The sequence below is a fragment of the Streptomyces sp. NPDC044003 genome, from assembly GCF_056435185.1.
In genome coordinates, this window is record NZ_JBWKFA010000011.1 from 173865 (window position 1) to 188266 (window position 14402).

Annotated in this window: 15 protein-coding genes; 7 read left to right on the plus strand and 8 right to left on the minus strand. The window is 71.1% G+C overall.

The features are described from left to right. The first annotated feature begins 41 nt into the window (after positions 1–41). The 4 genes from AC07AW_RS33915 to AC07AW_RS33930 all read left to right on the plus strand — a co-directional run bounded on the left by AC07AW_RS33915 (position 42) and on the right by AC07AW_RS33930 (position 4118). Positions 42–1289 (plus strand): PucR family transcriptional regulator, encoded by a 1248-nt coding sequence (locus AC07AW_RS33915; RefSeq protein WP_478819314.1) that lies wholly within the window; start codon positions 42–44, stop codon positions 1287–1289. Between the two features lie 139 nt (positions 1290–1428). After that, complete coding sequence (locus tag AC07AW_RS33920) at positions 1429–2280, plus strand: alpha/beta fold hydrolase (RefSeq protein WP_478819315.1); 852 nt, start codon at positions 1429–1431, stop codon at positions 2278–2280. Between the two features lie 43 nt (positions 2281–2323). Beyond that, positions 2324–3232 (plus strand): helix-turn-helix domain-containing protein, encoded by a 909-nt coding sequence (locus tag AC07AW_RS33925; RefSeq protein WP_478819316.1) that lies wholly within the window; start codon positions 2324–2326, stop codon positions 3230–3232. Positions 3233–3404: 172 nt separating this feature from the next. After that, positions 3405–4118 carry an alpha/beta fold hydrolase gene (locus tag AC07AW_RS33930; protein WP_478819317.1) on the plus strand — a complete coding sequence of 238 codons (714 nt, stop codon included), beginning with the start codon at positions 3405–3407 and terminating at the stop codon, positions 4116–4118. 36 nt (positions 4119–4154) lie between these two features. Here AC07AW_RS33930 and AC07AW_RS33935 read toward each other — a convergent pair whose 3' ends face one another. The 5 genes from AC07AW_RS33935 to AC07AW_RS33955 form a co-directional block, all read right to left on the minus strand. Next, positions 4155–5060, minus strand: coding sequence for a S41 family peptidase (locus tag AC07AW_RS33935; protein WP_478819318.1), 906 nt, complete (start codon positions 5058–5060; stop codon positions 4155–4157). Between the two features lie 324 nt (positions 5061–5384). Then, positions 5385–6308, minus strand: a complete 924-nt coding sequence (locus AC07AW_RS33940) for a serine hydrolase (RefSeq protein ID WP_478819319.1) — start codon at positions 6306–6308, stop codon at positions 5385–5387. Between the two features lie 178 nt (positions 6309–6486). After that, the gene (locus AC07AW_RS33945) at positions 6487–7149 is read right to left on the minus strand and encodes a hypothetical protein (RefSeq protein ID WP_478819320.1); all 663 of its coding nucleotides are present in this window, start codon (positions 7147–7149) and stop codon (positions 6487–6489) included. After that, a complete protein-coding gene (locus AC07AW_RS33950; RefSeq protein WP_478819321.1) occupies positions 7146–7706 on the minus strand; it encodes a SigE family RNA polymerase sigma factor in 561 nt (186 codons plus the stop codon). Before AC07AW_RS33950 ends, AC07AW_RS33945 begins: the two co-directional genes overlap by 4 nt. 103 nt (positions 7707–7809) lie before the next feature. After that, positions 7810–8391 carry a hypothetical protein gene (locus AC07AW_RS33955; protein ID WP_478819322.1) on the minus strand — a complete coding sequence of 194 codons (582 nt, stop codon included), beginning with the start codon at positions 8389–8391 and terminating at the stop codon, positions 7810–7812. A 214-nt stretch (positions 8392–8605) separates the two neighbouring features. Between AC07AW_RS33955 and AC07AW_RS33960 the strand changes: the two genes are divergently transcribed. After that, positions 8606–9142 carry an RBBP9/YdeN family alpha/beta hydrolase gene (locus AC07AW_RS33960; protein ID WP_478819323.1) on the plus strand — a complete coding sequence of 179 codons (537 nt, stop codon included), beginning with the start codon at positions 8606–8608 and terminating at the stop codon, positions 9140–9142. 114 nt (positions 9143–9256) lie between these two features. Here AC07AW_RS33960 and AC07AW_RS33965 read toward each other — a convergent pair whose 3' ends face one another. From AC07AW_RS33965 to AC07AW_RS33975, 3 genes are read right to left on the minus strand one after another with little or no spacing between them, the layout of a single operon-like run. Then, a complete protein-coding gene (locus AC07AW_RS33965; protein WP_478819324.1) occupies positions 9257–10972 on the minus strand; it encodes an aldehyde dehydrogenase family protein in 1716 nt (571 codons plus the stop codon). Continuing rightward, a complete protein-coding gene (locus tag AC07AW_RS33970) occupies positions 10969–12531 on the minus strand; it encodes a GMC family oxidoreductase (RefSeq protein ID WP_478819325.1) in 1563 nt (520 codons plus the stop codon). The genes AC07AW_RS33965 and AC07AW_RS33970 overlap by 4 nt, the downstream gene beginning before the upstream one ends. Before the next feature lie 53 nt (positions 12532–12584). Next, positions 12585–12956: a hypothetical protein gene (locus tag AC07AW_RS33975; RefSeq protein WP_478819326.1), complete on the minus strand. Its 372-nt coding sequence runs from the start codon at positions 12954–12956 to the stop codon at positions 12585–12587. Positions 12957–12992: 36 nt separating this feature from the next. Between AC07AW_RS33975 and AC07AW_RS33980 the strand changes: the two genes are divergently transcribed. Together AC07AW_RS33980 and AC07AW_RS33985 are read left to right on the plus strand one after the other, a co-directional pair. After that, entirely contained in the window at positions 12993–14090 is a 1098-nt protein-coding gene (locus AC07AW_RS33980) for a flavin monoamine oxidase family protein (protein ID WP_478819327.1), read from the plus strand. Next, positions 14087–14269: a hypothetical protein gene (locus tag AC07AW_RS33985; protein WP_478819328.1), complete on the plus strand. Its 183-nt coding sequence runs from the start codon at positions 14087–14089 to the stop codon at positions 14267–14269. The genes AC07AW_RS33980 and AC07AW_RS33985 overlap by 4 nt, the downstream gene beginning before the upstream one ends. The last annotated feature ends 133 nt before the right edge of the window (positions 14270–14402 follow it).

The window sequence follows — 14402 nt, forward strand, 5'->3', positions numbered from 1 at the left end:
AGAGGTCCGCGGGGGTGAGTTGATCGAGAGAGGAACAGCGCATGACCGTAAGGCTCCAGCGAGCCCGCCCCGGCAGCCTTGAGCTCCAGGCGCTCGTCGACGAGCTCGCGGAGCGGCTCGGCCGGTCCGTCGCCGTCGACGACCCGCTGGTCCGCATGGTCTGCACGAGCCGCCACTTCGGCGACGAGGACCCGGTGCGCATCGGCACCCTGTTGCAGGGCCGCGCCGACAACGCAGCCATCCGCTATGTCCTCGCCCAGGGGGTGACCCAGTGGTCCAGGCCAGGGTTCATCGACGGCCGTGACGATCTCGGACTGCTGCCCCGTTACGTCGTGCCGCTGCGCGAGCGCGGGCATCTCCTCGGGCTGCTCGTGGTGGTCGTGCCCGAGAAGACGCTGGGGGAGGAGGAGACCGCCGCCGTCGCCCGGGCCGCGGACGCCATGTCGGCCCAGATGTACGGAGAGCAGATCGCCGCCGACACCCGGAAGGCCGACGAGCGGGATCTGGCCCTCGCACTCGTCAGCGCCGACGTCGCCGCACGCACCACAGCGCGTCGGCACGGCAAGGAACTCGGGCTGCTCGGGGCGGCGGAGCACGTCCTGGTCACCGTCGTCCAGCTGAGCTGCGGGACGGAGCTCGTGCGGCAGTCCGAGGCCGCCCTGTGGGCGGCGTTGGAGGGGTTCCGGCAGACGCGCACCGCCCAGGGCCTCATCGCGATCGGCAAGGAGCGGGCGCTGCTGCTCCAGCTCCGCGACCGGCCTCCGGGCCCGGACGAGATCGCCGCCCAGTCCGCTCGCATCCTCGACGAACTCCGCACCTTCCTGGACCCGTCGGCGGATCCCGTGATCGGCGTCGGTGGCCGGCACACCGGCCTGGACGACGCGTGGACGTCGTACGAACAGGCGCTCGTGGCGGCCCGCGCGGCACGCCGACTGCCCACCCTGAAGAACATCGGTGACTGGGAGTCGCTCGGGGAACTCGCCGTGCTGCTCCAGCTCCCCGAGCACGCCCTGAACGCGTCCCTGGTCCCGAAGCCGCTCCGTACCCTGAGCGAGGCTCATGGCGGAGACCGCCTGCGGGACACCCTGCGCTGCTTCCTCGAACACGCGGGATCGATTCCCAGGACCGCGGACACGCTGGGCATCCACCGCACCTCGCTCTACTACCGCCTGCGCCAGATCCAGGAGACGACCGGACTCGACCTCGACGACGGCGCCCACCGGCTCGCTCTGCACCTCGGCCTCAGGATCGAGGAACTCCTCGCCCCGGGCGCGTACGGGGCCGCCTGACCGCGGACTCGCTTCGACAAAGCGAGGAGGATCCACGGCCCGATTCCTACAGCTCGCGGTGGTGCGGGCGACGGGCCCCATTCGATGATGTTCGGGACGGGCGGGGAACGACGTACCGCCTCTGACCAGGGGAGAGGTCATGCAGGAACTGATCACGACGGACGGCGCACGGCTCGCCTACCAGGACACCGGCGGCGAGGGCGTCCCGCTGGTGATGCTGCACGGCTGGGGGCAGACGCAGGCGATGTTCCGCCACCAGATCGAGGGCCTCGCGCCCGGTCGACGCGTCGTCACCGTCGACCTCCGCGGCCACGGGCAGTCCGGCAAACCGCGTCACGGCTACCGCATCGCCCGGCTCTCCCGCGACGTGCTCGAACTCGTCGACCATCTCGGTCTCGACCGCTTCGACGCACTGGGCTGGTCCATGGGCGTCTCCGTGTGGTGGAGCTTCGTCGACCAGTACGGAACCGGACGGATCCGGCGCTTCGTCGCCGTCGACCAGCCCGCCGCGGTCGCCGCCGTGCCCTGGATGAACGAGCGGGAACAGCGGGACTCCGGCGCCATCTTCGATGTGTCGGGGCTGCTGTACCTGGGCGCGGCACTCGCGGGGCCGGAGGGCGACGCGGTCCTCGCCGACTTCGTACGCGGCATGTTCACCGGCGAGCCCGACCCCGAGGTGCTGGCCTTCGTCGCCGAGGAGATCAGGTCGACACCCGCCTACGCGGGCGTACCGCTGCTGTTCGACCACTGCGCGCAGGACTGGCGCGACGTGCTCCCCCGGATCGATGTGCCGACTCTGGTGATCGGCTGTGAGGGAAGCCATGTGCACCCCGATTCGCAGCGCTTCGTCGCCGAGCGGATTCCCGGCGCACGCCTGCACGTCTTCGCCTCCGACGTGGCGAGCTCGCACTTCCCCTTCCTGGAGAACCCGCCGGCCTTCAACGCCGTGGTGGAGAAGTTCCTGGCCGAGGAGCGGGCGATGGGGGCGTGAATCCGCCCCCTCCGCTCGCACGAACCTACGGCTAGGAATCCCCATGACTCTCACACTGACGTCACGTGCGCCCGAACGGGTGCCCCGGCAGGCGTCTGATCCGACCCCGCTCCCCTCCCGCTCGGGGTGGCTGGTCCAGATGCTCTCCGAGATGCCGGACACGAACGACCGGACCCACGTCTACCTCGGTGTCCATGTCCGTGGGCCCGTCACCGTCCTCCATGAGCGTGCCAAGACCCCGTTGGAGCCGAACGACCTGGTCTTCTGCGACCCGGCCCGACGGCACCTGCTGCAGTTCGGCGAGGACTGCCAGATGATCTTCTTCCGGGTGCCCCGCTGCTATCTGGGCGTCACGGAGTCGGAACTGGACCAGGTGCTCGGCGTCCCCGTACGCGGCGGGGAGGGGATCGGGGCGCTGGCGTCCGACTTCCTGACCGCGCTCGCCGCCAGGGCGGAGTTCCGCCGGTCCACGATCGGGGACCGGCTTGCCCGGACGGCCGTACACCTCCTCTCCGTCCTGGTCATGGAGCTCCTCGAAGCGGACACGACGGACGAGACCGACGACGCGTCCGGGACCGGCAACGAGATGCTGTCCCGCATTCGCGCCTACATCGAAGAACACCTGATGGACCCCGACCTGTCACCGGACTCGATCGCACGCGCCCACCACATCTCCGTCCGGTACCTGCAGAAGCTCTTCCAGAACGACGGCAGCACGGTGAGCCAGTGGGTGCGGCAGCGCAGGCTCGAGTTCTGCCGGCTCGAGCTGGTCCGCTCCCACCGGAGAATCACCATGGCCGCGGTGGCGCACCGCTGGGGCTTCAGCAGCCCCTCGCACTTCAGCCGCACGTTCCGCGGCGCCTACGGCATGAGCCCCAGCGAATGGCAGGCGCTGGCGACCTCGGCCTTCGCACCGACGAATGCCGGCGCCCAGGACGAGCGAAGGCTCTGAGACGCGTGTGCGCCGCCATGACAGCGTGGTTGCGCGCCGGGACAAGAGGTGCCCTCTCCTCGGCTCTACCGTGAGTAACAGTCGCACGGACCTCTGCCGAACTCCGGGCCGCGCCCCGACCGTCGTCGTGACGACGCCCCCCACGTGGCCCGACACTGAGAAGAGAACTCGCATGCCCAACCCCACCGTCGTCCTTGTGCACGGTGCCTTCGCCGACGCGACAGGCTGGATAGGCGTCATCTCGGAACTCCGGAGCAGCGGTATCCCGGTGATCGCTCCGTCCAACCCGCTCCGGGGCCTGACCGCAGACGCCGCCTACCTCGCCTCGGTCCTGGCGCAGATCGAGGGTCCGGTCGTCCTTGTCGGCCACGCGTACGGCGGTGCGCTGATCACTGTGGCCGGCGCCGCGGAGAACGTCGTGGGGCTCGTCTACGTGGCCGCTTACGTGCCCCACGAGGGCGAGAGCCTCGGCCGGCTCCAGGAGGGCTTCCCCGAATCCCCGCTGGCGGGCAACTTGAAGGAGTGGACGTACCCGCTCCTCGACGGCGACTCCGCGGTCGAGATCACGATCGACGAGACGGCCTATCCCTCCGTCTTCGCGGCGGACGTGCCCGAGGCCGTCGCCGGCGTGCTGGCGGCGGCCCAACGCCCACTCGCCACAGCCGCGTTCACCGAGAGCGCGCCCGCGGCAGCGTGGCGGACGAAGCCGTCCTGGGCTCTGGTGGCCGGGGCGGACCGCACGATCGGCCCCGAGGTCCAGCGCTTCGGCGCCGCACGCGCCGGAGCCGTCGTCGTCGAACTCCCGGACGCCTCCCACGCCGTCGTCCTGTCCGAGCCCACACGGGTCGCCGACCTGATCAGAGACGCCGTACGGGCGACGAGCTGACCGACCGGCCATCGTCTCTCGGTGAGCTGGACCGGGTCAGCCTGCCAGTCGGGCGAGGGCCAGCGCGTGAGCGCGGTCGAGGGAGTCGGCGGCAGCGCAAGGGATGTCCGGCTGCACACCGGTGCCCTCCCAGTTCGTGCTGGAGACGGGGTTGACGGCGCGGCCGACGGGGACGGTGGCTTCCAGGTGTGGGTGCACGGTCCAACCCTGGCAGGGATGTGCGCCGCCGCGGGTGCGCTCGCCGACGACTGTGGCGCGGCCGAGCTGCTGGAGGTCGTACGCCAGTTCCTCGGCGGCGGAGAAGGTGCTGTCGCTGGACAGTACGTACAACGGCTTGCTGCCGCCGAAGCGCGCGCCGGGAACGTGCGGCAGGCTCCAGGACTGCTCGCTGCGCCTGCCACCGCGCCAGTGCATGGTGTTGAGGTGCGTGCGCTCGTCGAGAAGGTAGCTGCAGACGAAGGCGACCGTGTCCGGGTCGCCGCCCCGGTTGGCGCGAAGGTCCACGATCAGCGCCTGGGCGCGGGAGGCCAAGGTGAGCGCGGCGCTCAGCGGTTCGGCGGCCCACTCCAGCGGAAACAGCATCGGTGCCAGCTCCAGCACGGCCACCCCTCCGTCGAGCAACTGCACCCGGGGCGCACCGCCCAGCGAGGTGTCGAAGTCCCGGCGCATGGCGTCCAGGGTGGCCGCCCCCTGCTTCGGAGGCACCAGGTCGGCATGGTGCTTCAGCCTCAGGTGTCGGTCACCGTTGACGGACTGCAGGTCCGCGGTGACCAACCGGGCGAGTCCCTCGGCGTCGTCGACGTCGTAGGCGCCCTCGGCGAGGCGTCGTTGCAGCAGGCCGGCGAGCTGCTCGGCTATCTCAGGGAAAACGTAATGCTCGGTCAGCAGCCGAGCTGTCTCGTCGATGACAGGGGCCGGCAGAAGCTTTGTCGGAGTGGTCATGGCAGGGAGTAGAGCACCGTCTTTGCGAAAGCGTCAAAGAGTCCAGACACTTCGCCATGCCTGATCAGCCTCTCCAACTGCCGTCTCCTGAGGGCGTCCTGGAGATCGGTGCTCCGGAGCAGTTCGCGGCGCTCTCCCATCCTTGCCGGGCGGCAGGAGACGCAGGGCAGAGCACCCGAGAACCCGCCCACGGCATGACCGAGGCCCGCACCGTCGACTTCGGTGCGGGCCTCGGTGGTTCCGCGTGTGTTTCACAGGAGGTGGCAGAAGATGCTGCGGAGCGTCCGGCCGACGTCCTCGCTTTCTTCGCGCGGGATCAGGGCGTCAGCCCTGGGGCACCGCGACGTACGCCTCCTGGGGCGTGGTGGTCGGCGTGTAGCGGGAGGCGGTGGTCGCGGTCGGGATCAGATCCCGGTGGATCACCTTGGCCACGGCCTGGATCGTGTTCACGCCGTAGCTCATGCTGCTGTTGCCGTCGGTGAGTACGGAGATCGTGTAGTCGTGGCCGCCGCCCTTGAACGTGCCGATGCTGTGCACGCGCCAGCCGCGCGTGGCGCGCTGCAGCCAGCCGTTCTTGACGTGCACGGACACGGTGGAGGGCGCGCCGGCGGGGGTGCCCCACCTCTGCGAGGTGATGACGTTCCCCATGAGCTTGAGGATGTAGGCGCGGGAGTTGTCGCTCAGGACGGTGTTCCTGGCGGTGATCAGCGAGAGCAGTCGCTGCTCGTCGGTGACGTTGATCTGGGTGAGCCCCCAGTAGCCGCCGGACCCCGGCACCGTCCGCGTCATGCCGGCGGCCGCCAGGAAGCCCTTCACCTTGGTGACGCCGAGCTGGTTCCACAGCGAGGTGGTGGCCGCGTTGTCGGACTTGGTGATCATGGCGGTGGCGAGGGTGGCCTCGCGCGAGGTCAGGTACCGGTTGGTCTTCTTGGCGTCCCAGAGGAGCGTGGCGAGGACCGTCACCTTCACGACGCTGGCCGAGTCGTACGAGGTGGTCGCGCGCAGGGTGCAGGTGGTGTTCGTGGTGCGGTCGCGCAGGCCGACGGCGACGGTGCCCGTGCGCGTGGCGAGGGCGGCGGTGATGTCCCGCTGCAGCTTGGCGGCGAGCCCGGCCTGGCCGGACGTGCAGCTGACCTGCGGCGCGGTGGCGGCGGAAGCAGGCGCCGCGCCCGCGACGACGGGCACGAGCATCCCGGCGGCGGCCACGGCCGGAAGCACGCGGGCACGCCGGGATATGTGGTGAGTCATGTGGGTCCCCCCTGGAAACGAAACGAACACGCCTACGGCGTACTCGCCCTACATGACTCCTTCATCGTGCGGATGGTTGTACGAATTCAGAGGAATCTGGGGATCGGGCACTCCGTGGAAACGATGCCGCCACGACCACGCAAAGATTGTTCGGGCGCCACCCTCGTCTTTCCTCGATTCAGCTCCCGGGCTTCTTGGCCAGCGACGCCAGGACCGTACCGTCCGTCGCTCGTACGGTGACGGTGACCGCCGACCCGCTCGTCGCTCCGGTGCGCGTGTCGTCCACGTGGAAGGCGACCCAGCCGGGAGCGCCGGACAGAGTGACGACTCGGGCGTCCACGCTCCTGCCGTCGAAGGACACGGTGACCCGGGCCGGAACTCCGGGGCCCCGGTAGATGCCGGTCCACAGAGCACCCGAGGCGTCCGAGGAGACGGTGGTGGAGATCGTCCCGCTGGGCACCTCGGACGCCTTCGTCAGCTGTGCTTCGGCCCGGCCGGCCGTCGACACCTCCAGGAACACGCCCTGGTCCGTGAGCCACATCGTGTGGTGTCCGCCCAGGGGGATCCGCGCGCCGGGATCCACCACCGTCACCTCCGAGGATGCCGGCGGGGCGGCAGGCACGGCCGGTGCGCCGTCGGAGCCGGGCGGCCTCAAGGAGACCATGGCCACTCCGGCCACGGGAACGATCAGTGCGGCGACCAGGACCGCCGAGCGCGTCACCCGGTGCCGCCGTCGGACGGCCTTGCCCCGCCGCATGACGGCAGCTGTCGGCGCCGGTGTCGTCGGCGCATTCGCCGCGGCCTCGCGGAGCGCGGCGGTCAGGGCCTCGTCATGGGTCATCGGGACACCGCTTTCTGCTTCTGTCGCTGTGGCTCTGACTGCTTCGGTTGCCGTGGTGCTCCGGCCAGGTCGGTGAGTACGCCGTCGGCGCGGAGTCTGGCCAGACCACGGGCGATCTGACTGCGTACCGTGCTCTCCCTCGTTCCGAGGGCGGCGGCGATCTGACCGTGCGGCAGGTCCTCGAAGTAGTGGAGCACCACCGCGGTCCGCTGCCGAACCGGCAGCCGGGCCAGCGCCGCCATGAGAGCGCCGCGGTGCTCCAGCTGTGCGTTCCGGTCCTCGGCCGCGGTCTCGGGCACCCAGGGGGTGAACCATTCGCGGACCGTACGCCTGCGGAACCGGTCCGCGTTGACATGAATCATGATCTTGCGGATGTACGCGGTCATGTCGTCGCTGCACCGGACCTTGTCCCACTTCGCGTAGGCCCGCGCCAGTGCCGTCTGGGCCAGGTCCTCGGCGTCGTGATGGCTTCCGGTCAGCAGGTAGGCCGTCCGCAGCAGGCTCGGCCACCGGCCGGTCATGAAGTGGTGGAACTCGTCGTCGGTGTCACTGTTCACGGTTCGTTCAGACCTCGCCTGCGCCCGGAGTGCCTCTGCTGTGTGGTGCCGCGCGCCCGTGCTGCTCCGCGCCGAGGCACGGAGCAGCACGGGCAGGGCCGGTTCAGGACGTCTTCTTCACCATCCGGGCGAGAACGGTCCCGTCGGCGTCCTTGACGGTGATCTCCGGTGCCATGGAGCCCGCCTTCTGGCCGACGGCGTAGAAGGCGGCCCACCCCGGCTTGCCCGCGAGCGTGACCACCTTGCCGGTCAGCGTCCTGCCGTCGATCTCCACGGTCACCTTCGCCGGGGTTCCGGGACCGCGATAGACGCCGGCCCACAAGGTGCCCGAACGGTCGGCGGACGCGGTGGCGGAGAGCGTCCCACTGGGCACTTCTGACGCCTTTGTCAGCCGCGTCTCGGAGCTCCCCGACACGATCGACGTCGTGAGGACCATGCCCTGCCGGTTCAGCCACATCGTGTGGCCGAGGCCCAGCTCGACCTTCTCGCCCGGGCGCACCGTCCTCTGGTCCTCCGCCGGCGTCGACCGGGTCAGGGAGGTCAGGGCGGGAACCTGTTTCGGGGCCGTCGAACCCTGGGCCGCGGCGAGACCGGCCCCACCGCCGGCCACCACGAGAACGGCACCGGCGACGGCGATGACCGAACGCGCCGACAACTTGCGCTTGTTCCGGCTCACTGAAGTCACGGATTCTCCTCACATCCATGGACGGGCTCGTCCCATCCACCCTCCAGACAGCGCGCGTGCCGCGAAACGCTGCTTGCTGCCATGACGGATCGATGTGATGCCGGTCACAGGCGAGTCGGCGCGGGACTCGCCCACGCACGTTCCTCGAACGGCCGCCGTGTGACGGTGAGGGCTAAGATCCACTGCGTTTGTCGACCAGGGGGAAGGATCAACCATGACCACGCAGCCGCGTTACCTCGTCGTACCCGGTTACGAGGGCTCCGGCCCGGAGCACTGGCAGAGCCACTGGGAGGCGGCCGATCCCGCGTTCCGGCGGGTCGAGCAGGCGGATTGGGACCATCCGCTGCTGCCTGACTGGCTGGACGCGCTGGACGAGGCGGTGGCCGCGGAGCCGGACCCGGTGGTGCTGGTCGCGCACAGCCTCGGCTGTGTTCTGGTGGCTCACTGGGCGGCTCAGCGGTCCACGGCGAAGGTCGCCGGGGCGCTTCTGGTGGCGCCTCCGGACATCGAACGCGCGGGCGTGACCGAGCTGGAGAGCTTCTGCCCCGTTCCACTGAAGCCGCTGCCGTTCCCGAGCATCGTGGTCGCGAGTTCGGACGACCCGTGGTGCACGGCGGAGCGTTCCGAACGGTTCGCGGACGCCTGGGGTGCGACGCTGGTGGTTGCCGGGGCGCACGGCCACCTCAACTCGGCCTCGGCGCTGGGCGACTGGCTGGCCGGAAGGGTGCTGCTGGACCGGCTGCGGGGCTGACTCGGGGCTCCGCCTCGGTCACGAGTCCGGTTCGCGTCAGTCGTGCCAGGTGGCGTCCCGCCGTACGCCGTGGGGCCTCCCGGTACCTGCCGGAAGGCCCCGTCCGCGGAAGCGTCAGCCGCGTAGCGCGGAGGAGAAGATCCTCGGCAGCGCGCTCCAGCGGGGCGCCGCCGCGAAGTCGGCGAGGAGGCGGCCCGTGGTGCCGGCGGTGCGGTGGGTGACGAACCACGGGGGCTTCGGGGACATCACCGGCGAGCCGTGCAGCAGGGCCCGGGGCGCCGGCCGGAACGGTCCGCGGACGACCGTGCGCTCCGGACCGGCCAGGAGCAGCGCGTTGTGCACGACGCCGATGCCGCTCTGGACGTCGTCGAGGGTGTGGCCGGGGAAGGCGCCCCACGTGGCCGTGGCCGTCAGATAGCCGACTCCCGTCCACGCGTTCAACGCGACCGTCCCATACCGCAGTTCGGCGATGGCTTCGTCCAGGGCGGGGCCCAGCGCGGTCACGGTGGCCGGGTGGGCGATCAGGTTCGCCCCGAGCGTGCCCGCGAGCTCCTCGTTCGCCGTACGGACCGCTTCCGCGAGGAACTCCCCTGGAGAGCCCGGAAGTTCGATGACCGCCAGAACCGGGCCGAAGTACTCGCCGGTCAGGGCCGGGCCGGGTTTCGCCGGGTCCAGGTCCCGGATCAGCACCCGACCCCCGCTGATGCGCTCGGCCCCGTCGTACGAGGCGAGTGCACCCGCCACCCGGTCGTCGCTGCCCGGATAGTAGGCGGGGCGCTCCGGGGCGTCCGTCAGGGCCGCGCGTACATGGTCCAGGAAACGGTCCTTCTGCGCCCAGTCCGAGCTGATGACGAGCACCTGGCTCGCCACGCAGTTGTAGCCGCCGTTGTGCAGCTTCTGGGTGGCGACGTGCTCGGCCTGGAACCGCAGGTCCGCCTCCGACCAGGCGCCCGGCAGCACGATCGTCGGGGACACCCCGCCCAGCTCGCTGGTCACCGGCTTGTCGAGGAGGGGCGTGCCCGCCTTCTTGCGGGCGGCGCCCTCCGCTCCCGTACCGAACACGATCGCGTCATGGGTCGCCACGCTGCCGGTCATGTGGATGTGGCCGGCCTTCGGGTGGTTCACGAGGTACGTGCCGACATCGGCGCCACCGGTCAGGATCCGCACCGCGCCCACCTCGATCAGCGGGGCGAGGACGCGGCTGAAGACGTCGAGGAGGCCGTCGGTCACCGGGTTGAGCTTCAGTGCCACCACGCGGTTGTTCGCGTACAGCTCGTACAGCACGTCCAGGATCGGGATCGAGGTGATGTTCCCCGCCCCGAGCACCACGCCGACGCCGCCGGTGTCGGCGGGCCGGCGCAGGGCCAGGCCCGCCTCGCGGCGCACCGTCTCCTCGGTGACGCCCGGCGGCATCCACACCTCGGCGGTGAAGCCGTTGAGCAGCAGGCGGTCCCAGATGCTGTGCGGCAGGACGCGCACGGAGACCCGCCCGCCCGGCGCCCGGCCCACGGTGAACCCGTCGACGGGGCTGCCGCCCCGCTCCAGGGCTCCGATGCTGGCGGCGAGCGCGCCGCACGAGGTCAGCACCGGGTACGGTCCGGTGATCCACTCCTCGCCGACCAGCGGGCTGCCCTCCGGCAGCCGCTTGTACGCGACGGCCGCGTGCACCCACGCCTCCGCCCGCTCGGCGGTGGCCGCGTGCACCCGCTCCAGGAGCTCGCGCCGCTTCGCCAGGTCACAGGCGGCCCAGGCGGACTCGCCCCGGACGAGGTCGTCCAGGGCCCGGTCGATCTCCCACGTCCGCTCGGTCGAAGGCGCTGAGGCCGTCATCGCACGGTCCCCTTGATGAGGTCGGCGGCCTTCTCCGCCGCCATGATCGTGGGCGCGTTGGTGTTGCCGCGCGTCACCGACGGGAACACCGAGGCGTCGACGACCCGCAGTCCCGCCACGTCGTAGACGCGCAGCTCCGGGTCGACCACCGCGCCGATCGCACAGGTCGAGGTGGGGTGGTAGAGCGTCTGTCCGGCCCGCTGGGCCCAGGCGAGGAGGTCCGCGTCCGAGTCGGAGGCGGTGGGCACGTCGCCGTACGGGCCGGTGACCAGGTCGGCCACCGCGGACTGCGCCGCGATGTCCAGAGCGATCCGGGCCCCGGAGACGATGCTCGCCCGGTCCTCGGCCGTCGTCAGGTAGTTGTGCACGATCCGGGGCGCCACGTCCGGACGCGGCGAGCGCAGGGTCACCGCGCCGCGGCTGGTCGGGGCGAGCACGCAGGGGCCGAAGGCGAAGCCGTGCTCGGTGGGCGCGCCGAGGCCCTCCTGGTGGAAGAGCACGGCGGCGGCGTGGAACTGCAGGTCCGGGGCCGCCAGTTCGTCGCGGCTGCGGAAGAAGCCGCCCGCCTCGCCGATGTTGGAGGTCAGGGGGCCGCGCCCCTCGCTCTGCAGCAACGCCGCGTTCTCGGGGCTCGCCGCGGAGAGCAACGACTCCGCGTCCGTACGGAAGTTCAGCAGCGTCATGTAGTGGTCCTGCAGCCCCTGGCCGACCGGCAGGTCACGGACGACACCGATGCCGAAGGCGGACAGGAGGGCGGCCGGGCCGACGCCGGACAGCATGAGCAGCTTCGGGGACTCGTACGCGCCCGCGGAGAGGACCACCTCGCGCTCGGCGCGGATCACCTCGACGGTGCCGCCGCGCTCCACCTCCACGCCCGTCGCCCGCCCGTCCTCGATCACCACGCGGTGCGCGCGGGACGCGGGCAGCACGGTGAGGTTCGGCCGGTCGAGGGCGGGGTGGAGATACGCGACGGCCGTGCTGCACCGCAGACCGCCACGCTGGGTGAGCTGGTAGCGCCCGACACCGAACTGCGTCGCGCCGTTGAAGTCCTCGTTCGCCTTGTGCCCCGCCTGCTCGGCGGCGCGCACGAAGGCCGAGGCGAGCGGGTGCCCGGACCGCCCGTCGCTGACCGTCAGCGGCCCGCCCACCCCGTGGAACGCGTCCTCACCGCGCTCGTTGTCCTCCGAGCGGCGGAAGTACGGCAGGACCTCCTCGTACGACCAGCCGTCGGCACCGGCCGCGGCCCAGCCGTCGTAGTCGGCGCGGCTGCCCCGGATGTAGATCATCGCGTTGATCGAGCTGGAGCCGCCGAACACCTTGCCGCGGGGCAGGTAGGTCCGCCGGTTCCCGATCCCCGGCTCCGGGTCGGTGTCCAGGTCCCAGTCGAGCTCCGACTTGAACAACTGCGGGAAGGCGGCCGGGATGTGGATCTCCTGCGCGGTGTCGGGGCCGCCGGCCTCGATCAGCGAGACCCGGACGTCCGGGTCCTCGGACAGGCGCGCCGCGAGGACACAGCCCGCGGATCCGGCACCGACGATGACGTAGTCGTACATGTTCATTCCGTCCCTTGAATGATGTATGCGTACGTGGTCAGGAGTGAGCGCCGACCGGGTCAGCCACGCGGGGCCCGGTGCAGGCCCCGGTGGCGGGGCGGACGCGACGGGTCGAGGTGGTGGGTGAGGAAGTCGAGCTGGTCGGCGAGCGCCCGCTCCTGACCCGGCCCGGCATAGACGTCGAGGTGGTCGACGGGGTAGGCGCGCAGCCGGGCCCACGGCCCGGCCCGCTCCGCCGTGCGCCGCGCCGCCTCGGGCGGCGCGATGCGGTCATGGAGCCCGACCTGCACGAGGATCGGGCAGGCGAGCCGGGCCACGTGGGTGGTGGGCCGGTTGAAGCCGACCACGAGCGCGGCCCGGGCGCACACCTCGTTGCGGAAGGTGGGCCCCGCGAAGGACGCGGCGGTGGCCAGGGCGTCGGGGAGGGTCATCATCGCGAGCGTCCCGGGGTCCCCGACGACCGGCACGTGGTGCGGCGGGTCGTCGTACTGGAAGCCGCGGACCGAGCGGGCGGGCGCGTGGAGTCGGTGCGCAACGACGACTACTGGCTCAACATGGGAACCCAGTTCACCGAGGGCACCGGAACGCTGATCGAGGCCCTCGACCGCCATGGCGTGGTGCGCGGCAGCCTGGCGGGCAAGAAGGTGGCGCTCGGCCTCAACGGGGGGCTGGTGGACACCGCCAACCCGATCGCCCTGATGCTTCGCACGCGCATGTCCATGAAGGACCGGATCGGGCTGGCCAGGGTCGGCGCCCGCATCATCTGGGCGGCGATGAACCTGGAGATGGAGCGGGGCGGCGGCCGGCTGCGCCGCGCACTCGACAGGCGGATGCGCAGGCGGCTCGACAAGGAGTCGGCGTCCTACTTCCTGCGCGGAGTGGGCTCGGAGGTCGCCCACTCGATGGTCCGCTCGTGGTCCGGGCAGTGGATGGGGTGCGATCCGGGGGAGACCGCGGCGACTCAGTTCGTCATCTCCGTCTCGATCGCCCTGGCCGACCCGGCGAAGGGCCCCAACTTCTCGCTGCCCGTGGGCGGCAACCAGACCCTCACCGACATCCTCGCGGAGGACCTCGGCGACCGGCTGCGGCTCGGGTCGGCCGTGGAGGCGGTGGAATGGCACGACGGCGGGGTGGTCGTCCGCTCCGAGGACGCGGACGGTCCGGCGGTCCTGCGCGCGAAGCGTGCGATCGTCGCGGTTCCCGTCGACGTCGCCACGCGGATCGTCCCCGCCATGCCGCAGGCGCACCGGGACGCCTGCGCCGACATCTCGTACGGCAGATACGTGGTCGTCGGGTACTTCACGGACGAGGAAGGCCCCCAGCGGTGGGACGACTACTACGGGGTGTCCACGCCGCAGTTGTCGTTCCAGGCCATCTTCAACCACGCGGCCGCGCTGCGCGGCGGCGGCATGCGCAAGCCGGGCGGCGCCCTGGTGTGCTTCGCCGGGGTGGCAAGGCGGACGCGCTCTTCGCGTGTACCGACGAGGAGATCGTCGAGCGGTTCAGCCGGGGCCTGCTGGGGCTCTATCCCGAACTTTGGGGGAAGCTGGGGACGCCGATCGTGAGCCGCCACCACCGCGTGGTCCCCTTCTGGAGCGCCGGCAAGCGCGTGTCGCTGCCGGTTCTGAGGAAGCCGTTCGGGCCCGTGTACCTCGCGGGCGACTACCAGCTCGACATCCCGTCCCTGGCGGACGCCGCCGCGTCGGGCGAAGGCGCCGCCAAGGCGGTGCTGGCGAGCCTCTAAGGTCGCGTTTCAGGAAGTGCGGGCGGCCTTCCAGCTGCGGGGATTGCACGGCTTTGACTGATACGATCTCGAATCGTGTTCGAGAAAAAGTCGAAATCCCAGGAACCGACCCGCCCGACTGCGGTACAGCGCC